Origin of the sequence: Micromonospora sp. NPDC049359 (assembly GCF_044466585.1) — a bacterium.
Classification (GTDB): Bacteria; Actinomycetota; Actinomycetes; order Mycobacteriales; family Micromonosporaceae; genus Micromonospora.
Map to the genome: position 1 here is coordinate 320,182 of NZ_JBITMW010000006.1, position 23,252 is coordinate 343,433.

The following is a 23,252-nucleotide window of genomic DNA, read 5'->3' on the forward strand; positions in this document are numbered from 1 at the left end:
TGACGTTCGACACGAGCGGCCGAGGCCACCTGTCGGTGAGCCTGATGCCGGTGAGTCATCTAGATGACTCACCGGCATCAAGCTCATCAGGGTACGGCCGGGGAGCCGGCCAACCATTGTGGACGCTATGCTGCGGGCTCCGCGGGGGGAGAGGTGGTCGACCATGACGCAGTCGGAGCCCGGAGTGAACCTCCAGACCGACAGACCGAACGCGGCGCGCATGTTCGACTACTACCTCGGCGGCAAGGACAACTTCGCCGCCGACCGGGCCGCCGCCGAGATGGTGTTGCAGGTCGCGCCGTGGATGCCCGAGGCGGCTCGGCAGGGCCGCGACCTGATCGCCCGTACGGTCCGCCACCTCGTCGAGGAGAAGGGCGTGCGGCAGATCCTGGATCTCGGTTCGGGGCTGCCGACCCGGGACAACGTGCACGAGATCGCCCACCGCATCGACCCGGCCGTACGCGTCGTCTACGTCGACAACGACCCCGTGGTCTGCGCCCACGGGCGTGCCCTGCTCGCCGACGCGGCGACGGTGTCGGTGGTGCAGGCCGACCTGGGTCGACCCGCCGAGGTGCTCGGCCACCCGGAGGTCGCCGCCGCCATCGACTTCGACAGCCCGGTCGCGGTCCTCATGATGTTCGTGCTGCACCTCGTGCCCGACGAGCAGGCCCCGCAGCGCATCGTGGCGGCCTACCGCGACGCGCTCGCCCCCGGCAGCTACCTCGCGCTGTCCCACGCCAGCACCGACGTGCACCCCGACCTGATGGCCCGCATCTCGGCGATCTATGCCCGCGCGAACACCCCGTTCGTGCCCCGCAGCCACGTCGACGTCAGCGGGTTCTTCGGCGACTTCGTCCTCGAGCCGCCCGGCCTGGTCAACATGTGGCCGTACCCCGAGCCGCCGGCCACCGTCGACGCGCAGGTCGCCCGTACCGGCTACAGCGGCGTGGCCCGCAAACCGTAAGCGCCCGCCCCGACATCAGCCGGGGCGGGCGCTTGGCCGGTGCCGCGAACCGGTCAGGCGACCACCGACCGCAGTGGCACTCCGGCGGCGCGCAGCGCGCGTACCAGATCGTTCGTGAAGGGGTGTTCGTCGGCCTGGAGGCCCCGCGGGTTGGGGATCACGACGTACGCCGAGGTGTCCTTCGCGGTCGTGCGCGCGTCGGTGGTGAAGCGTTCGACGACGGCCCGCGCGCGGGACAGGTCGGCCGCCGCGACCTCGATGGTGATCGGCCGCCAGCCGCCGCCCAGGTCCGCCGCGACCGGCGCGGCGGCGGCGCTGGCGCGCGCCGCGTCCCCGCCCGGCGTGCGTCGGGCGTCGGGCGCGCCCGGCGGGTAGAGCAGCGCGTTCGCCACCAGGTGCAGACCATTTTCGTTGTACGCCCGAAAGAGCGGGTTGAACGCGAACAGCACCGCCCGACCGGCGCCGGTGGGTTCGTCGACAACGGCGGCCGTGCCCTTGAGGATGTCCGCGCCGACGGTGTAGCCGTTGGCCCAGAACGTGTCTCCGCTCGGGTAGCTGAGCACGTTCGTCCCGGTGCTGCTCGGGGTGAGGATCGGGTCGCTGTTGTTGAACTCGAAGTCCTCGGCCGGACGGCCCAGGGCGACCGGGTTGTCGGTGTCGACGTCGACCCGCAGGTGTGAGCCGATCACCAGGTAGTCGACCGGTCTGGTCTTTTCGGTGGTGGAGGTGAGGCCGGCGGCGCGGGCCAGCCGGGTGCCCTCGTTGCGCAGCCCGAGGTAGGTGTGGCCCTGGGCGATCCAGTCGCGCAGGTTGGCCTGGCCGGCGGCGGTCAGACCGCCGGTGGGGCTGCTGCCGTCGGGGACCAGCAGCACGGTACGTCCGGTGAACGCCTCGGTGTTGTCGTTGATGTCGGCCGTGGTGACCGGCTTCAGGTCGAGTCCCCACCGCTTGCCGAGCACGTAGCGGGCCTCGCCGTGCGAGCCGGACGTGGTGGAGACGCCGGTGCCCTGGAACAGCCCGACGTCGGGCAGGGCGAGTGGGGTGCCGGTGGGGCGTCCGCCCGGTGCGAGGGTGACCCCGGCGGCCTTCGCCAGGTCGTCGACCGTACGGCTCACCCTGCTCGCCGGGACGGCGACGGTGTTGGTCGCCAGGTCACGGGTCAGCGGCATGCCCCGGCCGAGCAGGGTGAAGGTGAGTTCGGCGGCGGCGGCGGAGTCCAGCGGGTACGTGTAGGAGCCCCACGGCCACGCCAGCCCGCTCCGGCCGCCGGTGATGCCCCGCACCAACTGGGCCTTCGGCCGGACGTTGTCGCCCGTGTAGATGGTGGAGACACCCATCAGCAGCGGGTTGCTCCAGGACGACACGTCGTAGAAGTACGGGAACGGGACGTACGGGTCCTCGCCCATGATGGCCTGGATCCAGTGCTTCTGCGGCTGGTCCATCGGGATCCAGTACGCGCCCTTGGGCACCGTGACGTTTGTGGCGCTGCGGCCCCCGAAGACGCGGGCGGTGGGCACCCGGGTGGGCTTCTGCACCTCGTACACCTCGACGTCCATTCGGCGCAGCCGCTCGACGAGCCGGCGGACGTCGGCGAGCTGCCGGTCGGGCAACAGGAAGTACGAGCGGATCGTCACGTCGGGCACCGGGAACTGGACCTCGTTGGTGGGCTGCACCACCTCGTTCGGTTCGAGGGTGCCCGCCCGGCCCTGGGCCAGCGCGTCGGTCCAGATGTCGAAGTAGCCGTCCAACACCGCACGCTTGTTGGCGGCGGCCCAGCCGAGCGTCGACCACTGGGTGTGGAACTGCTGCTGCACCCGGTCGGCGACGGCCGAGGCGCTGCCCTTCTCGTACGTCATGCCGGCCGCCCCGAAACCGGTGGTCGGCACGGTGTCGCCGTAGCCCATGAAGAACATGTCGTACGTGTCGTAGTTGAAGTAGCACTCGGTGGTGACGGTGTCGTCGCAGGCGCCGTTGTAACCGAAGCCGGCCTTGTTGGCCTCGCCGATCCGGTTGATCCAGTCCACGGCCTCACCGGCGATCTCGTGGTGGATCGGGTCGGCGTTGGGCGGGAAGAAGTACTGCCGGCCGCCCATCTCGTGCGCGTCCACGTACACCTGCGGCGGATAGCGGCGCAGCAGTTCGAGCTTGCCGTCGGTCTCCTGCTGGGTGCGGGAGAACCAGTCCCGGTTCAGGTCGAAGCCGAACTCGTTCTGCCGCCGGGTCGCGTTGCGGCCGTCCGGGTTCTGCGTCGGCACGATGACGGTGACCAGGTTGTCGTTGCGCCGGGCGACCTCGCAGGACAGGCCGGCGGCCAGCTCGTACAGGGTCTTGAGGGCCGCGTCGGTGCCGCTCTTCTCGCCGCCGTGCACGTTCGCGGTGATCCAGACGATGGCCGGGCTGTCCTTCGCCGTACGGGCGGCCGTCCGCGCGCTCGTCCGGCGGGGATCACGCAGGTCGCGTACGTCGTCGGCGATCTTGCGCAGCGCGGACGGGCGCACGTTGCGCTCGTTGGACACCACCGCGTACGGCAGGGGCTGCCCGAGGACGCTGGCCGCCAGCACTCCGGTGACGACCCGCTCGGAGGCGCGGTCGACGGCCCTCAGGTAGGTACGGACCTCGTCGTTGGTCACGACCCGTTCCTGGCCCAGGCCGAGGGGGAAGCCGAGCGTCGCCTCCGGGGTCGGGACGGTACCCAGCCGGGCGGTCGGGTCGCTGCTGCACGTCGACGGTGGGGCGGCGCTCGCCGGTGCGGTGCCGCCGAGCAGGGGAGTCGTGCCGAGCAGGAGCGTGATCGCGGCGGCACCCGCCAACCGCCTCGGAGGGACCGTCCAGAACGGACGCGACGATGGGGCCATGTCTCGGGTTCCCTTCTTGGGGGAAAGCCTCGCAGTGGCCGGAGCCTATGGACGGGCCGACACGACGGTCAAGGCCTGATCGACTTCGGTGAGTGCGTGGGATGCCGGGTCGGGGACCGGCTGGCAGGATGGTGGTGTGACTCAGCGTCGTCCTGGAGGAGGCAGAACGTGCCGGAGACGATCACCATCGCGGTTCGTCCGGATCGTCCGTCTGTCGATGTCCAGCGCTCGCTCGCGTCCTGGCTGCGCGCCGACGACCGGCTGCGCGACGGGGTGACCACGACACCGCCGACCGATGAGACGTCAACGGACGGCACGGACGTGCTGCGGGTGGCGATCGGCAACGCCGGCACGGTCATGGTGCTGGTCCAGGCGGTCGCCAGTTGGTTGACCCACCGCCGCGAGGACGTGACGGTGCACCTCGTTCTACCCGGCGGATCGTCGGCCGAGTTGGACGTCCGCCGGGCGCGGGACATGGACCAGGTGACGGCGCTCATCGAGGCCGCGGTGCGCGCGGTGGCGCCGGAGTAGGGCCGACCCCCTGATCACTTGATGCGGAGCAGTTCGGGAACCGGTGCTGGAAACTGCTGGTCATCAAGTGATCAAGGGAGCCGCGCGGGGTTACCGGGTGGTTAGGCCGAGGCCGATCGTTTTGGTGAGGGTGGCGTTGTCGTCGTCGCCGTCGAGCGACCAGACCATCGCCCCGCCCAGGCCGGCCCGTCGGATGTAGAGCGTCTTCTGCAACACGACGGCCGGGTCGTCGTACGTCCAGAGGGTCGTACCGTCGAACAGCCAGGCGTGCCCGGCGCGCAGGTCGCGGTGCACGGTGTAGCCGTTTCCGGCCAGGTTCTTGAGGTTCTTGTAGTCCTCGTAGCCGGCCTCGAAGGCGGCCGGCGCGGGCCCGGCGGCCGGCTGGAACAGGCCGTTGCCGCCGCCGGTGACGCCGGTCCAGCCGCGACCGTAGTAGGGGATGCCGAGGACCAGCTTGTGCCGTGGCGCGCCCCGGGCGATCCACCCGTCGACGGCCACCTCGACGGAGAAGTCCGGGTTGTCGGGCGAGCCCGCGGGCACGCGCAGCGCCGACTGCTGGTTGGTGCGGGCCTCCCAGCCGCCGTGGAAGTCGTACCCCTGCACGGTGGCGAAGTCCAGGTACGTGAAGATCTTGCGGCCCTCGTAGCCGGCGTCCATCGTGGCCGGGTTGGCCGGCAGGAAGGCCGTCAGCGGGTGGTGCGAGCGGGTGGTGCGACCGTACGCGTCGAGCTGCCGGCGGAACTCGGCGAGCAGCTTGGTGAAGTTCTCCCGGTCCTCGGGGCGGATGACGTTGCCGGGCTCACCGTCCCAGTTGGGCCACTCCCAGTCGAGGTCGACGCCGTCGAAGACGCCCGCCCCGGCGCCCGGCGCGCCCGGGAGGTTGCCCTTGAGGTACAGGTCGATGCAGGAGGCGACGAACGCCTTGCGGGAGGCGTCCGTGCGGGCGGCGTTGGAGAAGTACGTCGACCAGCTCCACCCGCCCAGCGAGATCAGCACCTTGAGCTGGGGGTGCTTGGCCTTCAGTTTGGCGAGCTGGTGGAAGTTGCCGTTGAGCGCCTGGCCGGGGGCGTCGGCGACGCCGTCGACACTCTCCTCGGCGGGCACCGGCCGCTGGTAGTCGGCCCAGGCGTCGCCCTCGCCCGGCCCGCCGTCCAGATAGCAGCGGCCGTCCTCGCTGATGTTGCCGAAGGCGTAGTTGACGTGGGTGAGGCGGCTCGCCGCCCCGGACGTGTCGAGCTTCTTGACCGGGAAGGCCCGGCCGTAGATGCCCCACTGGGTGAAGTAGCCGACGCGGTGGTAGCCGGGCTGGCGGTCGGGCTTGGCGGTGGCGCTCGCGGCGGCGGGCGGGGCGGCGGTGATCAGCAGGGTCGCCAGGGCGACGACGGCGGTGAGGCGGCGGTGGCGCAATGGACGCATCGGCACTCCCACGACTTATCAAACAGAATTAGTAAAGACACTTATCTGATTGATGAAGTTAAGCCGATCACGCTCTGCGGTCAAGAGCAGTCCGTCCGCCACCGCCGCCCCGGTCGGTCAACCGACCTGGCTGTTGTCCTTCATCGACCCCCAGCCGTGCCACCGGTCGATCTCGATGAGGGCGCTGACCCGGCCCCGATCACGCCGGGGATAGGGATTGCCCATGTAGTGCCGGGCCAACCGGTCAATGTCCGTGAAGTCCTCGTCCACGCGCAGCTCGGCGACGTGCCCGACGATGCTCACGTGGGTGTACCAGCCAGCCTCGTCCAGCACGGTGAGCGAGACCCGGGGATCGTTGCGGACGTGCTCCAGGCGGCGGCGGCTCTCGTCCATGTTCACCAGGATCCGGCCGTCCTCCCACAGGTACCAGGTCGCGGCGGACACCGGCTGACCACCATTGCGAAGCGTGGTCATGACAGCCGGGTTCGGCTTCTTGAGCATCTCGACCGCGGCCTCGGGAAGCGGTGGCTTGGACATGGGTCTCCTCCTCGCGTGGAACAGCTACCCCTGCACCGTACGCACCGACGGCCGGTGGTCGGGCGACATGCCGGCTGGTTCGGCGCGGCGGGGGATCCGAGGGCTCAGCGCAGTTCCTGGATGCGGACCATGTTCCCGGCGGGGTCCCGGAAGGCGCAGTCCCGCACGCCGTACGGCTGTTCCGTCGGCTCCTGGACGACCTCCACGTCACCGGACTGCACCTTCTCGAAGGTGCCGTCCAGGTCCCGGGTCGCCAGCAGGATCCACCCGTAGGTGCCCTTGGCCATCATCTCCGCGATGGTGCGCCGCTCGTCCTCGGTGATCCCCGGATCGGCGGCCGGGGGCGCCAACAGGATGGACGTGCCGGGCTGCCCGACGGGGCCGACGGTGATCCACCGCATCGTGCCCGTTCCGACGTCGTTGCGGATCTCGAAGCCGAGGGCGTCGCGGTAGAAGGCCACCGAGGCGTCCGGGTCGACGTGCGGGAGAACGGTCGTGTGAATGGTGATGTCCATGCTGGTCATGCTAGGGAGGGCCGCCAGCGGTGACTTCTCGATTCCTGATCGGTGCGGCGGGTGGCCGCCGGTACGCACCCGCGTGCGGGCCACCGGAACGGGCCGGTAAGGATGGCTCCATGAGCGATCCCGTACTCCCCGCACGTGTCGTCGTCACCGGCGCCACCGGCAAGCTCGGCCGCGCCGTGGTCGCCCACCTGCGCGGCGTCGGCGTCGACGTGCTCGCGGTGGACCGTGCGGGCGGGCGCGACCCCCGCGACGTCGACGGCGAGTTCCTCCTCGTCGACCTGACCGACTACGGGCAGGTCGTCGAGGCGTTCACCGGGGGCGCGGACGAGCACGCCGGTGGCATCGAGGCGGTCGTGCACCTGGCCGCCGTTCCGGCGCCCGGGCTGATGTCGAACGCGGTCACGTTCGCGAACAACTCGGCCGCGACGTACAACGTCTTCGCCGCCGCCCGGGCGGCCGGCATCAGGCGGGTGGTGTGGGCGTCGAGCGAGACGGTGCTCGGCCTGCCGTTCGACACCCCACCGCCGTACGCGCCGGTCGACGAGGAGTACGCGCCCCGGCCGGAGTCGACGTACTCGCTGAACAAGGCCCTTGAGGAGGAGATGGCGCGGCACTTCTGCCGGTGGGACCCGGAGCTGGTCATGGTGGGTCTGCGCTTCTCCAACGTGATGGACGTCGAGGACTACGCGCCGTTCCCGTCGTTCGACGCCGACCCGCGGGCGCGGCGGTGGAACCTGTGGGGCTACATCGACTCCCGTGACGGCGCCCAGGCGGTGGAACGGGCCCTCGCGTACGACCGGCCGGGCGCGGACGTCTTCATCATCGCCAACGCCGACACCGTCATGACCCGCTCCAGCGCCAGCCTGCTGGCCGAGGTCTACCCGGGCGTCGAGATCCGTAAGGAGCTGGGCGAGCACGAGACCCTGCTCAGCATCGACAAGGCGCGGCGGGTCCTGGGCTACGAGCCCCGGCACTCGTGGCGCGACCACGTCGAGCCCGCTGCCGGCGATCCGGCCTGACGAGCGGGCGTACCGGGATAAAGTTCCCTAAACCGGTACGAGGGGGTGCGGCCATGCTGACGCGCACCTGGATGCGCGGGCTGGCCGACAGCACGAGCCCGCGTTCGGCGACCGTCCTGGAGCTGTTGTTCGACATCGTCTACGTCTTCGCGCTCGCCCGCCTCGCCGGGCGGGTCGCGGACGACCTGACCATCGTCCGGCACACCCTGCTGTCCGAGGCGGGGCAGACGCTGCTGTTCTTCACGGCCATGTGGATGATCTGGTCGCTGAACGCGCTGGTGGCCAGCACCTACGACCCGCGCCGGGTGGACCTGCAGGTCCTCCTGCTCGCCACCATGTTCGGCACGCTGGTGCTGGCGGTCTCGCTGCCGCAGGCGTTCGGTCAGCGAGGCATGATCTTCGCCTGCACGTACGTCGTCATCCAGCTCGGCAGGCCGCTCTACCTGGTGTTTGCCCTCCGGGGTCATCCGGCGCAGATGTTCTCGTACCGGGTGCTGACCTGGCACGCGGTCTCCGGCGCGCTCTGGATCGGTGGCGGCCTCGACGGCGGCCTCGGTCGCGGTGTCTTCTGGACGCTCGCGCTCGGCATCGAACTGGTCGGTGCGGCCTTCAACTGGCCCGTGCCGCGCATCGGCCGCGCGCCGATCGCCAGCCTGGTCTCGGTGTCCGAGGTGCACCTCGCGGAGCGGTACAACCAGTTCTTCATGATCGCGCTGGCCGAGGTGGTGCTCGAAGCCGGCGCCGCCGTCAGCTTCCCGGGCTTCTCGACCGAGCGGACCATCGTCCTGGTGTCCGCGTTCGTCGCCACGGTCTCGTTCTGGCGGATCTACTTCTACCACGTGGGGCCGGGCCAGCAGGCCAGCGGCAGCGCCGGCGGGGAAGGACTCCAACTGTCGCGACTGGCGAGCTACAGCCTGCTGTTCATCGTCGGTGGCATCATCTGCACCGCCGTCGGTTTCGGGCAGGTCATCGAGGATCCGCATCCGCCCATCGACTGGGCGCTGGTGGCCATCATCTTCGGTGGTCCGGTGCTGTTCCTGATCGGCCGCAGCTTCCTGGAGCGCCGGTACCAGTCCGCGCCGCGCTGCCAGATGTTGTTTGTCGGCGCTGCGGTGCTGGCGGTGGCGGCCCTGCCCAGCGTCCTGCTCCCGCCGGTCGCCGTGACCGGCCTGGCGGCGCTGATCCTGGCCGGGATCGCCGTCGCCGACGGGCACGCCCACCGACGCGGCGCGCAGACCAATCCGACGCTGTGAGCCGGGGTGTTGAACGCCGACGGCGCCTCCCGTATGGTGGCGGCACGCCGTCGAGCCGAGAGGAGGTCAGAACAATGTCCGATGTTCTGCGCCCCCTCCGCGCACCGGCGTCCGCGCGGATCTGACCCGGGGCGTTCGCTTTCCGGAGGTCCGCCATGACCAGTCTGCTCATCCGCCCGCTCGTCGCGGGCGAGGAAAATCTGTTCGACTCCATGACCGATCCGCTGCCCCAACTGCGGCAGATCCCGTACGCCGACGGCATCGCCGGCGGCGGCTACCGACCCGAGACCACCTGGATCGCCCTGCGCGACGGCCGGGTCGTCGGCCGGGCCGCCTGGCTCCTCCCGCCCGGGGCCGTCGGCGCCCCCTGGCTGGAGCGGTTCGACCTGGCCGCCGAGCCGGAGGTGGGGGCCGCGCTGCTGCGCGCCGCCCACGAGGCGCTGGGAGGTCCCGGTAGCTACTACGCGGCGCTGCCGGCGCACTGGCGGCGTCGACCCGAGGTGCTGGCCGTGGTCAGCGCGCCGATGGAGGCGGCCCGGCTCGCCGGCCTGGTCGAGGTGGGTGAGCGGCTGCGCTGCTCGTGGACGGGCACGCCGCTGCCGGCGACCTCCGGCCGCTACACCTTCCGGCCACCCGTCGACGTGGCGGAGATCAACGCCCTGGTCGCCCGGATCGCCGAGCCCGACGTCCTGACCGGCAGGGAGATCGCGAGTGCCGTCGCCGGAGTTGACCTGGCCACCGATCCGGTGGCCTGGCTGGGGGAGTCGCCCGACGACTGGCGGGTCGGCGTGGCGGACGGGCGGCCGGTGGGGCTGGTCGGCACGGCCGGCGACGCCTGCTATCCACTCCTGGCGTACCTCGGCCTGTTCGACGACGCGGCGCGCGGTGAGCTGCTGACCGAGGCGGTCCGGGTGCTCGCCGCCGGTGGCGCGCGGGAGGTGATCGCCGACGTGGACGCCCACCGCGTCGCGGTGCTCGCGGAGCTGGAACGCACCGGATTCCGGCAGCTCCGCGCCCGGGTGCTGTTCGAACCGCCTGCCTCGCCAGGCGGGACGGCGTAGTCCCTGCAGGGTGCGCCCCGGGTCACCGGGGCGCGCCCCCGCGGCCGTGCCGACGTCACCTCCTGTCAGGATCTGCCCATGCCGGAGTTCCTCACCCTCGTCGTCGGCGCGACGGCGCTGGTCGCGGCGGCGGTCGCCGGGCTGTACCTCTGGCCGCTGGGGCACCGGAAGCTGCGGCTCGCACCGGCGTCACCGCTCGACTTCGATGCCGCCACCGCTGCCGCGCAGAGCACCACGGCGGCAGAGGCCACGGATCCGCAGGTACGGCCGGAGTCGCGCAGCCGTCTGCTGAGCCACGGCTCGCGTACCGCGCGGGCCGTCCTGCTGCTGCACGGCTACACCATGGCGCCGGAGCAGTACGACGCCCTGGCCGAGGTGTTCTTCGCCCGGGGCTACAACGTGTGGATACCGCGCGCCCCGCACCACGGCACCGTCGACCGGCGGGCCCACCACCGGGTCGGGGCCGGCGAGCTGACGGCGTACGCCCAGCAGGCCGTGACGGTCGCGGCGGGCCTGGGGGACGAGGTGGGCGTGGTCGGCATCTCCGGTGGCGCGGTGCTGGCCACCTGGCTGGCCCAGACCCGGGGAGACGTCGTACGGCGGCTGTTGGTGCTGTCGCCGTTCTTCGGCCCCCGGCAGGCCCCGGCGTTCGCGGTCCGGCCCCTCATCACGCTGTACGGGCGGCGCGTTCTGCGCGACCGGGTCACCGCGCGCGGCTACTCGCTGGCGGCGGTCACACGGTACCTGACGATCGTGCGGTCCCTGCCGCGTACGGCGCGACGGACCGGCCTCGTGAGCGCGGCCGTGGCGATCAGCCCGCTCGACACGGTGGTGGATCCCGCCGCGGCAGTGCGGGTGCCCCGCCGGATCGCCCGGGCGAACGGCATCGACCTGCGGGTGTACGCCCTGCCCGAGTCGCTGGGGGTTCGCCACAACACCCTCGACCTGACCGCGCTCGACGACCGGGCCGCCGACGTGTTGCGGCGCTACGTCGACCTCTACGAGGGCTCTTCGGCGTCGACGACCTCAGCCGCCGTGGGCGGCCAAGGGTTGTGACCCACGCTGGGGTGCGGCGGTGCGCCGCGCGCAAGCAGCGGCACACCGCCTCGACGCGTGGCTACCGCGCGGTGTCGGCAGCGGCGTTGACGACCTGCGGGGCGTAGCCGGCCGGCTTGTCGCCGATGGAGAGACCCGGACTCACCACCCAGGACTGGTACTGCGGGGTGAACATGCCGTACGGCAGCCCGAGGTCCGGGGCGCTGGCCTCGTCGAGCCGGCGACGGGCGTCGGCCGGGATCTCGAAGTCGAGCGCCTCGAAGTTGCTGGCGACCTGCGCGGCGCTGCTCGCGCCGATGATCACCGAGGCGACGGCGGGCTGGGTGGCGACCCAGTTGATCGCGACCTGTGCCATGCTGCGGCCCAGATCGGCGGACACGCTCTCCAGCGCGTCGATGACCTGCCAGTCGCCGGGGCTGATCTCCCGACCCCCGGCGTTGGGAGTGGTCAACCGACCAGACCCGCTCAGGCCCTCGCCGCTGCGCCGGTACTTGCCGGTGAGCAGGCCGGCGGCGATCGGGCTCCACGCGGTCAGCCCCATGCCCACGGTCTGCGCCATCGACACGAACTCCGCCTCGACGCCGCGGTTGACCAGGGAGTACGGCAGTTGCAGATTGATCAGCGGGGCCAGGCCGTGCGCCTCGGCGTAGCTCTGCGCGCGGGCCGCGTACCAGGCCGGTACGTCGGAGAGGCCGGCGTACCGGATCTTGCCGGAGCGCACCAGGTCGTCGAGGGTGTGCACGACCTCCTCGACCGGGGTGATCCGGTCCCAGGTGTGCAGCAGGTACAGGTCGATGTAGTCGGTGGCGAGTCGGCCCAGTGACGCCTCGACGGCCCGGATGATGTGCTTGCGGCCGTTGCCGCTCGCGTTCGGGTCGCCCGGGTCGATGGTGTTGGTGAACTTGCTGGTGAGTACGAGTCGATCGCGGACACCGGCCCGGTCGATCAGGCGGCCGAGGATCTTCTCGCTCTCCCCGGCGGTGTAGAAGTCCGCCGTGTCGACGAAATTGCCGCCCGATTCGAGATACTGGCGGAAGATCGGCTCGGACTCCTCCTCGGTCTTGCCGTACGCGGCGTGGAAGCCGTCGACACCGAAGTTCATCGTGCCCAGCGCGAGTCGGCTCACCCGCAGGCCGGACCGTCCGAGCAGGTAGTACTGGTTCATCGTCGCGTCCTCCCGGTCGCTGTGCGGTCCTCGGAGCGGGCCGCGCGTTCACGACCTTGGCTCGCCAGAAATGGACCTGCAAGTCCAAAACCCGAGCTAGGGTGAGGCCATGACTCGCGCGTTGACCCGCAAGGGCGAGGCGACCCGGGCGCGGATCGTCGCCGGCGCCGCCGCCGAGATCCGTGAGCGCGGCGTCGACGAGGTACGCCTGGAAGATGTGATGGCCCACACCGGCAGCAGCAAGGGTCAGCTCTTCCACTACTTTCCGGACGGCAAGGAGGAGTTGCTGCTCGCGGTGGCCCAGCACGAGGCCGACCAGGTGCTCACCGACCAGGAGCCGATGCTCAGCAATCTGACCTCCTGGCCGGCGTGGCAGGCGTGGCGGGACCGGCTCGTCGAGCGCTACCTCGCGCAGGGCGTGAAGTGCCCGCTCAACGGGCTGCTCGGCCAGACGGGTCGGCGCGCGCCGGGCGCGCAGGCGATCGTGACCGGGCTCATGTGGCGCTGGCAGGACAAGATCACCGAGGGCATCCGGCACATGCAGTCGACCGGAGACATCGCTGCCGAGGTGGACGCCCACCGAACGGCGGCGGCGCTGCTGGCCGGCATCCAGGGCGGCGTCCTGCTGCTGATCAACACCGGAGAGGTCGACCACCTGGAGGCCGCCCTGGACCTCACGCTCGACTCGCTGCGGGCCGGCCGCAGCGGCAACCCGAACCGGGAAGAGGCACCGCAGTGACCGACGACAACCGACCGCCATTGGTCCTGATCCACGGCCTGACCTACGACAAGAGGCAGTGGGACCCGGTGCGGCGCGAGCTGGCGGCGATCGACCCGGACCGGCGGATCCTCGCCCTCGACCTGCCCGGTCACGGCGACGCGCCCCGGCGGGACTCCTACCGGATGTCCGAGGTCGCCGAGGTCGTGCACGCCCGGGTGACCGAGGCGGGTCTCGGCACGCCGATCGTGGTGGGGCACTCGGTGGGCGCGGTCGTCGCCACGACCTACGCGGCGCACTATCCGGTGCGGGGCGTGGTCAACCTGGACCAGATCCTGCTGCCCGGCCCGTTCGGCGCCGCCGTACGCGAGGCCGAGCCGACGCTGCGCGGCCCGCAGTGGCGGCAGGTGTGGGATCGCATGCTGGCCGGTATGGGCATCGAGTCGTTGCCGGCCGAGGCGCGGGCGATCGTCACCACCGCGACCGACCCCCGGCCGGATCTGCTGCTGGGGTACTGGGGCGAGATCCTGCACTCCTCCGACGAGGACATCGCCGCCGCGCGCTCCGGTGACCTGCGGTCGATCGCGGAGCGGGGAGTTCCCTACCGCTGGGTGACCTCGTCCGAGCCGCCGGCTCGTTACCTCGCTTGGCTGACGGGAGTCCTGCCGGAGGTCGAGGTCACCGTGCTGCCCGGCAGCCACTTCCCGCACCTGGCGGAACCGGCGACGATCGCCCGGCTGCTGGTGAGCTGAACGCGGCGGCGGGCCCGAACCGTCAGGTCGGCCGGGGCGTTCCCGGTGGTCGGTCGAGCTGGTCGAGACGGGCGAGATCGCCGTCACCGGCTCGGATCACGGCCGCGGCCAGCGCCGTGGTGTCCGGGTGGACGCCGGCCCGCTGCTCGGCAGCGGCGATCTTGACCGTCTGCGCGAGGTGCGCCCGCAGATGCGTGGCGAGCAGCCGCTGGAAGGCCTTCCCGGTGGCCGACCGGAGCGCGGCCAGCTCGTCGGCGGTGATCATGCCGGGCATGTCGTGACCCTCGTGCGGGTTGGTCGTCGGCGCTCCGGCCTCGCCGAGCAGGTCACGGGAGCGGGCCAGGTCGGCCCGGTTGCCCGCCTGGACCCGCGCGGCCAGCCCGCGCCAGGTCGGGTCGGTGGTGTGGGTGGGCACCAGGTCCAGCACCGGGAGCAACCGTTGCGTCATCGCCGCCGTGAGTTGCAGCCAGGCGATGTCGGTGGGGCTGAACGCGCCGGTCGACGGGGCGGCGACGGCCGGCGTGGAGAGCGGTGGTGCCGCCTCGTCCGTGCTGCTCGACGGTCCACCGGCGCAGCCGGCGGCGAGTACCGCTGTCATGAGCAACGCGACCTGCACGCGCATGCCTCCTCCTTCCGGCGCGGCCTCCCGAGGAGCGGGGGACGACCCGGCAGGACCGGGCCGTCCCCGTCGGGTACGACGATTCAGATCGGTCGGCCGTCGTGTCCACACTTGATGACCGGACGGATGCAGTCCTGGACCCGGCGAGCCATTTCCGCGGTCGGCCAGGCGTTGAAGAAGTCGCCGTGCATCGTGTAGCCCGGCCCGGAGGCGAGCCGGAAGTGCGACGGGTCGCCGTTGACCGGGTACCGCAGCACCTGCCGCAGCTTCGGCACGTGCACGGGGTGGGTGCTCGGGCAGGCCTGGTTCACCGGGTACGCCAGGTGGCTCTTGTGGTCCGCGGAGTCCAGGTCGCGGCCGTTCCAGCACTGCGGGAAGTCCAGGTACGACTCCAGCATCGTGCCGGCCGGGCAGTTGACGAAGTCCTTGGACGGTGGCACCTGACCGGCGTGCAGGCAGGACCAGCGGGCGACGCTGTCGTTCGTGCCGGTGGCCTTCGCGTTGCCGGCGACGAGCCGCAAGCCCTGCGGGATCGGTTGGGTGTTGGCGACGACGTCGGAGCGCACCCCCTCACCGAGGTAGTAGAACGTGGCGATGGCCGGTTCCACCGCGACGTTGTCGCGGTAGAGGGTCGGCACCCAGTACGACGAGACGTCCACCGCCGGGTCGCAGGTGGTGGTGGACTTCACCAGGTCGGGCAGGGTGGTGGTGGCGTTCGTCGCCGTGCTGCCGAAGAAGCTGTGCATGTGCGAGGCCCCTGGCAGTCCGGGGAAGACGATCGGGTCGTCCGGCAGCCGGTGACTGTACGTGCAGTCGGCGGGGAACTCGGCGACCCGGATGACGTTGGCGACCGGGGCGGCGTCGGCCCGGTCGGTGGTCGAGACCAGGTACGTGCCGAGGAGGGTCAGCAGGGCGCCGATCGCCACGGTGAGGCGTAGCCGGCGGGGGACGTGGGGTGCGGCCCTGTCCATCTGGTAACTCCTGTCGGGGGACGGGTCAGGGGCAACTCCGATGCCGCCGCCGAAGACAGCGGAGTGTGCCCTGGCCAGACTGGTGGTGGCCCGGTGGGCCGGTGCGAGAGAGCGCTCTCAGCAGTCCAAGCCTCACCCTGATGTCGAAAGTTGTCAATACGTCCCGCAGTTGCTGGAAAAATGACGACGACAGCACACCGGCCGGGCCGGTGGTGAGGGCCCGGCCGGCTGCCGCGCGGTGAACTATCTTCCTAGGATGCCCTAGCGGGTGTGCCCGCCGCCCCGGACGGTGTCAGCGTTCGCGACCGGGAAGCATCGCCAGGGCCTTCGAGCGCTGCGCGACGAGGTCGGCGTAGGTGCCGTCGCGCTCGGCCCAACGGTGCATGTGTACGCCCTTGACGAGGATTTCGCTCGGGGTGGGATTCGCCGAGAGCAGCTGCATGACCTTGGTGGCGAAGTCGTCGAGCGGCAGCGCGCGCGGGTTTACCTTCTCCTGACCGGCTGTCGCGACGGCCGGGGGGACGAGTTCGACGACGTCGACACCGGTGCCGTCGAGTTGCGCGCGCAGTGCCTCGGAGTAGGCGTGCACCCCGGCCTTCGAGGCGGCGTAGCTGGGCATGGGCGGGAACGGCAGGAAGGCGATGCCGGAGGTGACGGTGATGAAGGTGCCCGCACCCCGACCGACCAGATGCGGCGTGAAGGCGTCGATGACCCGGATGGTGCCGACCAGGTTGGTGTCGATCGTCGTCTGCGCCGCCGCGAAGTGCGCAGGGTCGCGAAGGTCTTCCAGGAGCATGGCACCCGACATCGTCACCACCGTGTCCAGCTCGGGGTAGCGGGCGAGCACGGCGTCCCGGGCGGATGCGACAGAGGCGCCGTCGGTGACGTCGATGCCGAACGTGCCGAAACCTTCCGTGGCGAGGTCCGCGAGGGCCTCTGGGTTGCGACCGCCAACGGCCACGGTGCTGCCCGCCGCGGCGAACCGCCGGGCCAACTCCCGCCCGATACCCGAGGTGCCGCCGACCATGAGAACTGTGCGGTTGGAGAGATCCACGAGATCTTCCCTTCGATCCAGAGGGCGCCGGCGTGGAAACTCGCGGGCGCAGACGGTGCTGCTCGCTGTCCTTGCCGAACAGGGCGATCACCAGTCTTGACCGAGCCCGGCGGGGGTGGCAGGGCCCCGGTTTCCCAGGTCCCACCAGGGCCCCTCTGCGGCACCCGCGCCGCACTACCGTGGTGACCATGAGGGAAGAGGAGTCGGGCGGCGGCCACCGGCTGGGCAGCTACCTGCGGGCCCGCCGCGAACTGGTCTCACCGTCGCAGGTAGGGCTCCCGAGCGGTGGCCGGCGCCGCGTGCCCGGCCTACGCCGCGAGGAAGTCGCCCTGCTCGCCGGGATCAGCCCCGACTACTACCTGCGGCTGGAACGGGGGCGGGACAGGAACCCCTCACCGCAGGTCCTCGAATCGCTCGCGCGCGTCCTGCAGCTCGATGACATCGAGCGGATGTACCTGCTCGACCTCGCGGCGGCGCGCCCCCGGGCGCCGCGCCGCAAGCGGTCCGAGCAGGTACCGGCGCGCGTGTACGAGCTGCTTGCCCACCTTCAGGTCCCCGCGTTCGTCGAGGGACGCGCCTTCGACGTGCTGGCCTCCAACCCGATGGCCGTGGCGTTCTCCCCGCGCCTGCGGCCCGGTGAGAACCGGTTGCGGTCGCTCCTGCTCGATCCCGAGGAACGAGCCTTCCACCAGGACTGGACGAAGGCCACCGCCAACTTCATCGCCACCCTCCGCACCACCATCGGGGACGACATCGACAACCCCCGGTTCGTCGAGCTGGTGGGCGAACTCGCGCTGTCCAGTCAGCGGTTCCGCACCCTGTGGGCCCGCCACGACGTCCGCAATCTCGACGGAGGCACGACGACGGTGCACCACCCCGTCGTCGGTGACCTACGCCTGCACCGGGACAAGCTCCCCATCGAGGACGTCATCCTCGTCGTCTACTACCCGGACAAGGACAGCGACAGCGACGAGAAACTGCGGCTCCTCGCCGCACTCGCACACACCGGGAGCGCCGACGACCAGACGCGGGTGGGGCGGCCCGACGCGTCGTCGGACCGCCCCACCCGTTGACGGAGTCGATCAGAAACCGAGTACGCCCCGCCCGCCCACCACGGGCAGTCGCAGCTCGCTGTCGTTCGGGGCGACCCGGAGTTCGGTGCCGCCCAACGGCAACAGCGTGTACTCCTGATCGGAGGAGAAGACGACCACGCCGATCCGGTGGCCCGCCGGGAAGACGTAGTCCTTCGGCTCCATGGTCCACCGGTAGTCGTACAGCTTGCCCTGCTTGACCGGCGCGGTGCGCGCGGCGCTGACGCGGTTCTGCGGGTCCATCCAGCCGCGCGTCACCACGACGGGCGTGGCGGTCGACCCGGCCGGGCCGTAGTCGACCAGGTAGGCGGTGAGGTTGGCGTCCGGCTTGTTGTCGATCGCCATCCGCAGCCGCATCTCGGGGCGGCCGGAGATGCGCACGCTCTGCGCGAGCGCGGGGGAGCGGTAGGCGAGTCGGTTGGCGCTGGCCGTGTCCGGGTCGGCGACCAGGGTGTCCGGGTGGATCGTCCGTCCCTCGTCGACGAAGCTCTGCTCGATGCGGGCCTTCGGCGGCTTGGCCGTGGTGAGCGTGCCCGGGGCGGTGGCGTCGGTGGCGGCGAACCGCAGCCCGACCTCACGTGCGGCCGGGTCGGGCCAGTTGGCGTACGTGGTGTACGCCCGGTCCTCGCGCTGGAGCACCGCCGTCGGCTCGTCCATGATGCCGTTGCGCACGTTCCACAGCCAGAAGTCGAACCAGCGGTTCTCGGTCTGCTTGTACGTCCAGGTCTGCCCGCTGGGCAGGGTCACCGAGGCGCTGCTGCCCGGCCCGCCGTGCCCGCCCTGGTGCAGCCAGATCTTGCGCGGCACGTGGCGCTTGGCCAGCTCGTCCCACCAGCCGGCGAAGTGCTCGGTCTTGACGTTCCAGTCGTTGAGGCCGTGCACGACGAAGACGCTGGCCTGAACGTTGCGGGCGTCGAGGTAGTCGCGGTCGCGCCAGAACTTCGAGTAGTCGCCGGTGACCCGGTCCTGCTCCTCGGTGATCTGCGCGAGCTCGTCGGCGCACTGCCCCTCGGCGCGTGCCTGCCCGGCCGTGTACTGGGCCAGGATGTCGAGGTCCTCGCCCTGGAACGTGCCGGGCGCGACCACCAGACCGTTCGCCCGGTAGTAGTCGTACCAGCTGCTGATCGCCGAGACCGGCACGATGGTCTTCAGGCCCTTGACCCCGGTGGTGGCCACCTGGTTGGGCAACGTCCCGTTGTAGGAGACGCCGGTCATGCCGACCGCGCCGGTGGTCCAGCCGGCGGTGACCGGGGCGCCGTTGGCGTCGTACCCCTTGGCCCGCCCGTTGAGCCAGTCGATGACGGCCTTGGTGCCGAGCGTCTCGGCCTGGTCACCGCTGGTCGGGCAGCCGTCCGAGTCACCGGTGCCGACGCTCTGGCCGAGCACCACCGCGTACCCGCGCGGCACGTAGTAGTCGTCCAGCGAGCCGGGCAGGTTGGCCTTGGCCTGGGCGCGCTGCGTGCCGGCGTCGAGCGCACGCCGGCCGGAGCGGTCGGTCAGGCCGTTCTGCGGCAGGTCGTCGACGAGCACGCTCGGGTACGGCACGTCGCCCCAGGTGCCCTTGCGGTAGGGGCTGTGCTCGAAGATGACCGGCACCTTGAAGCCCTCGGTGGCGGTCTCCCGCGGCCGGGAGATGTCGATCGCCACCCGGTCGGGACGACCGTCGTGGTCGGTGTCCACCGGGGTCTGGACGTACACCCGCTCCTCGATGGCGTCGGCGAGCGAGAACACCGGTTGGGTCATGCCGTCGGCCACGACGATGCCGGTGGGCGCGGACGCCGTGGGGCGGGCGGCTGCGGGTGTCGGTGTCGCGCTCAGGACCAGTGCGCCGGACACGCCGACGCTCAGAAGTGCCAGATGACGGGGTCGACGCACGCGCGTCTCCCTTCGGTCGGGCTGGTTGCCGGGTCTCGGCAGGGGCCAGTCGCGAAGATCCATTCGTCGCCATGCTAGGTGCGGGTGGACGTCGGCGTCGATCCCTTCGGGTGGCCGACTCCGGCCGTTCTCCCGATCGGGGTCGGCGGCGGTAACCGAATCGACATCGAACCAGGTGGGCCGTCGACACATGACAGGCAACGTTGTCTCGGTGGACGAAAAAACCGTCTTCGCGACCTCCCGAAGATCCGCCGCGCAGACCTATGATCTTGCAAATGTCGCCCAAGAGGCGCCATTTGTCCACATGAGACAGGAGCGACATGCTCAGGAGAACACGCTGGCTGCTGGCCGTCGCCGTGACGGCTACGGCGCTGACCGCCGTGCCCGGCGGCACCGCCACGGCCGGCCCCGGTGGTATCGCCGGCACCGACACACCCCGCACCTCCCCGGACGGCAAGACGCACACCGTCACCCTGCTGACCGGCGACGTGGTGACCGTCCTCAGCACCGGCTCGGGCTGCCCGCAGGTCACGATCCGGCCGGTCGACGAGAACGCGGTGATCGACCAGAGCTGCGGCCCCGACGGGCACCTGCACGTCGTCCCCGCCCGCGTCGCGTCCCAGATCGGCTCGGTCCTCGACCCCGACCTGTTCGACGTCACCGCCCTGATCGCCGACGGGTACGACGACGAGAGCACCACCCAGCTGCCGGTCATCGTGCAGCCCGCCACCGCCTCCGCCCGGGTGGCCGCGCTCGCCGACGTGCAGACGCTCTCCAGCATCGGCGCCGTGGCCGGCCACGTACCCAAGAAGAGCCCGGCCACCGCGAAGCTCGCCACCAACTCGCTGCTGGCCGGCGCGAAGAAGGTCTGGTTGGACCGCAAGGTCCGCGCCACCGCCCTGCCCGCCGCCGCGAAGCCCGCCGGCCTGGACCGCAACCTGACCCAGATCGACGCGCCCGACGCCTGGAAGGCCGGCTACACCGGCAAGGGCGCCCGGGTCGCGGTGCTCGACACCGGCGCCGACTTCAGCCACCCGGACCTGGCCGGGCGGGTCGTCGAGCGGGCCGACTTCACCGCCGAGGGCGGTGACGCCGTCGACCACAACGGCCACGGTACGCACGTCGCCTCGACCATCGCCGGCACCGGCGCGGCCTCTCACGGTCAGCGTCGTGGCGTCGCGCCGGACGCCCAGCTCGTGATCGGCAAGGTGCTCGACGACCACGGCTCCGGCGAGGACTCCGGCATCATCCTCGGCATGGAGTGGGCGGCCACCCGGGCCGACGTCATCAACATGAGCCTCGGCGGCAGCCAGGCCGACGACGGCAGCGACCCGCTCTCGCTCGCCGTCGACGCCCTGAGCCGGCAGACCGGCACGCTGTTCGTCATCGCGGCCGGCAACAGCGGCGCGCAGATCTCCTCGCCCGGGTCGGCCGCCACCGCGCTCACCGTCGGGGCCGTCGACCGCGACGACAAGCTCGCCGACTTCTCCAGCCGGGGACCGCTGATCAACAACCACGCGGCCAAGCCGGAGCTGGTCGCGCCGGGCGTCGACATCGTCGCGGCCCGTGCCGCCGGCACCAACCTGCAGGACCCGATCGACAGGTACTACGAGTCGCTCAGCGGCACCTCGATGGCGACGCCGCACGTCGCCGGCGCCGCCGCGCTGCTCGCCCAGCGGCACCCCGACTGGACCGGCGAGAAGATCAAGGCCGCCCTGGTCGGCGCGTCCGACCCGCTGACCGGCATCGACCCGTACGCCATCGGAGCCGGCCGCCTCAACGCGGCCCGTGCCCTCGGCGGCCCGACCAGCGACCAGCCGGTGATCAACCTCGGCACGTTCGCGTACCCGCAGGCCGGGACCAGCGAGACGAAGCTGAGCTGGACCGGCGGGTCCGCCCCGGCCACGACGGTCCTCGACCTCGACGTGTCGATCGTCAACCACGACGGCCAGAGCGTGCCGCGCGGTGCGGCGTCGCTGTCGACGAGCCGGGTGACCCTCAAGCGGGGCGCGACGGGGGCGGCGACGCTGCGGATCAACCGCGCGGCGCTGGCCAGCCGGCCGGGCCTCTACCTGGCCACCGTCACCGCCCGCACCGGCCGCAACGTGGTCGCCTCCACTCCGGTGAGCTTCTACGTCGAGCAGCCCAGCTACGACCTGACGATCCACACCAAGCCGATGCCCGGCCTGCGGGAGGGCGGGGACGCCTGGATCAACCTCATGGTCGCCAACCTCACCGACCCGCTGCTGTTCTACGGCGGAGCCGGTGGCACTCCGGGGGACACGTTCACCCTGCGGGTGCCGGCCGGACGGTACTCGGTGCTCGGCGCGTCGATCGCCTACTACGTCGACAGCGACGTGCAGGAGAGCACCCTCACCGCGGCGGGTGACCTGGACATGCGCGCCGACCGGAGCGTGACCCTCGACCCGGCGCAGGCCCGGCCGGTCACGGCGACCGTCGACGGGGCGGCCACCAAGACCACCCGGACCGACCTCACCACCTTCCAGACCGCGGTGAACGGCCTGCCGTGGTGGCACCAGATCAGCGGGTTCGGTGTGGCGACGGCGATCCGCAGCGTGGCGGTCCCGAAGCCCACCATCGGATCGCGGCGCACCTGGGCGGCCGTCAACATGGACTCGCCGGCCGGCACCGCGAAGCCGTACCGCTACAACATCGTGCACGAGTACACCGCCGGCGTGCCGGCCGACCCGTCGTTCCGGGTGACCAGGGCGGAGCAGGCCCGGCTGGCCCGCATCGACGAGCGGTTCCACCAGACCGACTCACCGGAGATGTACACCACGTTCGTCCGCTTCGGTGAGACTGCCGACGGGGTGCCGGTGACCCAGACCTTCGAGGGCGTCATGCCGCCGAACCGGACGTCGTACCTCTCACCGGAGATCGTCTGGGCCGACCAGGGTGTCTACGGCGGACTGGGGGCCATGGAGGCGCCGCGCCAGTACCGGCCGGGCAGCCAGCAGTCCAAGGTCTGGGCGCGGCAGCCGCTGCACTCCGACTGGTACGACGACCCGGCCGGTGACGGCTGGAGCTGCGCCAGCCCGCCGTCGCGGACCCAGGGCAACCTGCACCTGGACATGGTGACGCTGACCGACCAGCACCAGCGCGCCGACTGCCTGCAGGGTGAGGCGATCGGGGTGAAGCGCACGCTGTCGCTGTACCGCAACGGCAAGCTGGTCGAGCAGAGCGACCGGCCGATCGCCGACTTCACGGTGCCGCAGTCGATGGCCGACTACCGGCTGACCTTCGACGTCGACACCAGCCTCATCCTGCCGATCTCCACCAGGGTCAACACGTCCTGGACGTTCCGGTCCGCCGGGCCGGTCGGGACCGGCCGCGTGCCGTTGCCGCTGCTCGCGGTCGACTACGCGCTGCCGATGGACCACGACAACCACACCGTCGGCGGTCCGGCGGAACTGACCGTCTGGCAGGCGTACGGCGTCAAGGCGCAGAAGGTGACGTCGATGCAGGTGTGGACGTCGACCGACGACGGCGTCACCTGGAAGTCGGCCCGGGTCACCGGAAGCGGTGACAACTACCGGTTCGACCTGCCGAAGGTCGCCTCCGGGCAGGCCGTCTCGCTGCGGGTGAAGGCCGCCGGCAACGGCGGTAGCGGCATCGAGCAGACCGTCATCCGGGCGTACCACGCCGGCTGACGGGTGACGTGGTGTCGGCTCGGCTACGGCCGGGCCGGCGCCCTGCTCGCCTCGGTCTGGCAGATGACCCGGCTCGGCGTGCTACGGCATCGGGGCGAGACGATGACCCAGCCGCGCCAG

Annotated in this window: 19 protein-coding genes; 10 read left to right on the forward strand and 9 right to left on the reverse strand. The window is 71.3% G+C overall.

Annotation, left to right across the window (positions count from 1 at the left end):
• Positions 1-163: 163 nt before the first annotated feature.
• A complete protein-coding gene (locus ACIBTX_RS16925; protein WP_396832691.1) occupies positions 164-964 on the forward strand; it encodes an SAM-dependent methyltransferase in 801 nt (266 codons plus the stop codon).
• Between the two features lie 53 nt (positions 965-1,017).
• Here ACIBTX_RS16925 and ACIBTX_RS16930 read toward each other — a convergent pair whose 3' ends face one another.
• On the reverse strand, positions 1,018-3,819 hold the full coding sequence (locus ACIBTX_RS16930) for a M14 family zinc carboxypeptidase (RefSeq protein WP_396832692.1): 2,802 nt from the start codon (positions 3,817-3,819) through the stop codon (positions 1,018-1,020).
• A gap of 168 nt (positions 3,820-3,987) precedes the next feature.
• On the opposite strand from ACIBTX_RS16930, the gene ACIBTX_RS16935 reads away from it, so the two are divergent.
• Positions 3,988-4,350, forward strand: coding sequence for a hypothetical protein (locus ACIBTX_RS16935; protein ID WP_357133022.1), 363 nt, complete (start codon positions 3,988-3,990; stop codon positions 4,348-4,350).
• Positions 4,351-4,440: 90 nt separating this feature from the next.
• Here the strand turns inward: ACIBTX_RS16935 and ACIBTX_RS16940 are convergent, their stop codons facing one another.
• The 3 genes from ACIBTX_RS16940 to ACIBTX_RS16950 form a co-directional block, all read right to left on the reverse strand.
• Positions 4,441-5,766, reverse strand: coding sequence for a glycoside hydrolase family 18 protein (locus tag ACIBTX_RS16940; protein ID WP_357133024.1), 1,326 nt, complete (start codon positions 5,764-5,766; stop codon positions 4,441-4,443).
• 117 nt (positions 5,767-5,883) lie between these two features.
• Complete coding sequence (locus tag ACIBTX_RS16945) at positions 5,884-6,303, reverse strand: PPOX class F420-dependent oxidoreductase (protein ID WP_357133026.1); 420 nt, start codon at positions 6,301-6,303, stop codon at positions 5,884-5,886.
• A 104-nt stretch (positions 6,304-6,407) separates the two neighbouring features.
• On the reverse strand, positions 6,408-6,818 hold the full coding sequence (locus ACIBTX_RS16950) for a VOC family protein (RefSeq protein WP_357133028.1): 411 nt from the start codon (positions 6,816-6,818) through the stop codon (positions 6,408-6,410).
• A gap of 119 nt (positions 6,819-6,937) precedes the next feature.
• On the opposite strand from ACIBTX_RS16950, the gene ACIBTX_RS16955 reads away from it, so the two are divergent.
• From ACIBTX_RS16955 to ACIBTX_RS16970, 4 genes are all read left to right on the forward strand, one after another.
• Complete coding sequence (locus ACIBTX_RS16955; protein WP_357133030.1) at positions 6,938-7,846, forward strand: NAD(P)-dependent oxidoreductase; 909 nt, start codon at positions 6,938-6,940, stop codon at positions 7,844-7,846.
• A gap of 53 nt (positions 7,847-7,899) precedes the next feature.
• Positions 7,900-9,099: a low temperature requirement protein A gene (locus ACIBTX_RS16960; protein WP_357133032.1), complete on the forward strand. Its 1,200-nt coding sequence runs from the start codon at positions 7,900-7,902 to the stop codon at positions 9,097-9,099.
• 155 nt (positions 9,100-9,254) lie between these two features.
• Entirely contained in the window at positions 9,255-10,160 is a 906-nt protein-coding gene (locus ACIBTX_RS16965) for an acetyltransferase (RefSeq protein ID WP_357133034.1), read from the forward strand.
• A gap of 78 nt (positions 10,161-10,238) precedes the next feature.
• Positions 10,239-11,216 carry a serine aminopeptidase domain-containing protein gene (locus tag ACIBTX_RS16970; RefSeq protein WP_357133036.1) on the forward strand — a complete coding sequence of 326 codons (978 nt, stop codon included), beginning with the start codon at positions 10,239-10,241 and terminating at the stop codon, positions 11,214-11,216.
• Between the two features lie 61 nt (positions 11,217-11,277).
• Here ACIBTX_RS16970 and ACIBTX_RS16975 read toward each other — a convergent pair whose 3' ends face one another.
• Positions 11,278-12,381, reverse strand: a complete 1,104-nt coding sequence (locus ACIBTX_RS16975; protein WP_396832693.1) for an aldo/keto reductase — start codon at positions 12,379-12,381, stop codon at positions 11,278-11,280.
• 109 nt (positions 12,382-12,490) lie between these two features.
• On the opposite strand from ACIBTX_RS16975, the gene ACIBTX_RS16980 reads away from it, so the two are divergent.
• Together ACIBTX_RS16980 and ACIBTX_RS16985 are read left to right on the forward strand one after the other, a co-directional pair.
• The gene (locus ACIBTX_RS16980) at positions 12,491-13,120 is read left to right on the forward strand and encodes a TetR/AcrR family transcriptional regulator (RefSeq protein WP_396832694.1); all 630 of its coding nucleotides are present in this window, start codon (positions 12,491-12,493) and stop codon (positions 13,118-13,120) included.
• Entirely contained in the window at positions 13,117-13,851 is a 735-nt protein-coding gene (locus tag ACIBTX_RS16985; RefSeq protein ID WP_363660704.1) for an alpha/beta hydrolase, read from the forward strand. Before ACIBTX_RS16980 ends, ACIBTX_RS16985 begins: the two co-directional genes overlap by 4 nt.
• A 22-nt stretch (positions 13,852-13,873) precedes the next feature.
• Here the strand turns inward: ACIBTX_RS16985 and ACIBTX_RS16990 are convergent, their stop codons facing one another.
• The 3 genes from ACIBTX_RS16990 to ACIBTX_RS17000 all read right to left on the reverse strand — a co-directional run bounded on the left by ACIBTX_RS16990 (position 13,874) and on the right by ACIBTX_RS17000 (position 16,495).
• Positions 13,874-14,473: a DUF305 domain-containing protein gene (locus tag ACIBTX_RS16990; RefSeq protein ID WP_357133042.1), complete on the reverse strand. Its 600-nt coding sequence runs from the start codon at positions 14,471-14,473 to the stop codon at positions 13,874-13,876.
• Between the two features lie 80 nt (positions 14,474-14,553).
• On the reverse strand, positions 14,554-15,441 hold the full coding sequence (locus tag ACIBTX_RS16995) for a DUF1996 domain-containing protein (RefSeq protein ID WP_396832695.1): 888 nt from the start codon (positions 15,439-15,441) through the stop codon (positions 14,554-14,556).
• 292 nt (positions 15,442-15,733) lie between these two features.
• Positions 15,734-16,495 (reverse strand): SDR family oxidoreductase, encoded by a 762-nt coding sequence (locus ACIBTX_RS17000; RefSeq protein ID WP_396832696.1) that lies wholly within the window; start codon positions 16,493-16,495, stop codon positions 15,734-15,736.
• Positions 16,496-16,683: 188 nt separating this feature from the next.
• Between ACIBTX_RS17000 and ACIBTX_RS17005 the strand changes: the two genes are divergently transcribed.
• Positions 16,684-17,568, forward strand: coding sequence for a helix-turn-helix transcriptional regulator (locus ACIBTX_RS17005; RefSeq protein ID WP_357392658.1), 885 nt, complete (start codon positions 16,684-16,686; stop codon positions 17,566-17,568).
• A 9-nt stretch (positions 17,569-17,577) separates the two neighbouring features.
• On the opposite strand, the gene ACIBTX_RS17010 is transcribed toward ACIBTX_RS17005, so the two are convergent.
• Positions 17,578-19,461, reverse strand: coding sequence for a Xaa-Pro dipeptidyl-peptidase (locus tag ACIBTX_RS17010; protein WP_357169316.1), 1,884 nt, complete (start codon positions 19,459-19,461; stop codon positions 17,578-17,580).
• Positions 19,462-19,781: 320 nt separating this feature from the next.
• Between ACIBTX_RS17010 and ACIBTX_RS17015 the strand changes: the two genes are divergently transcribed.
• Complete coding sequence (locus ACIBTX_RS17015) at positions 19,782-23,132, forward strand: S8 family peptidase (RefSeq protein WP_396832697.1); 3,351 nt, start codon at positions 19,782-19,784, stop codon at positions 23,130-23,132.
• Positions 23,133-23,252 lie beyond the last annotated feature (120 nt).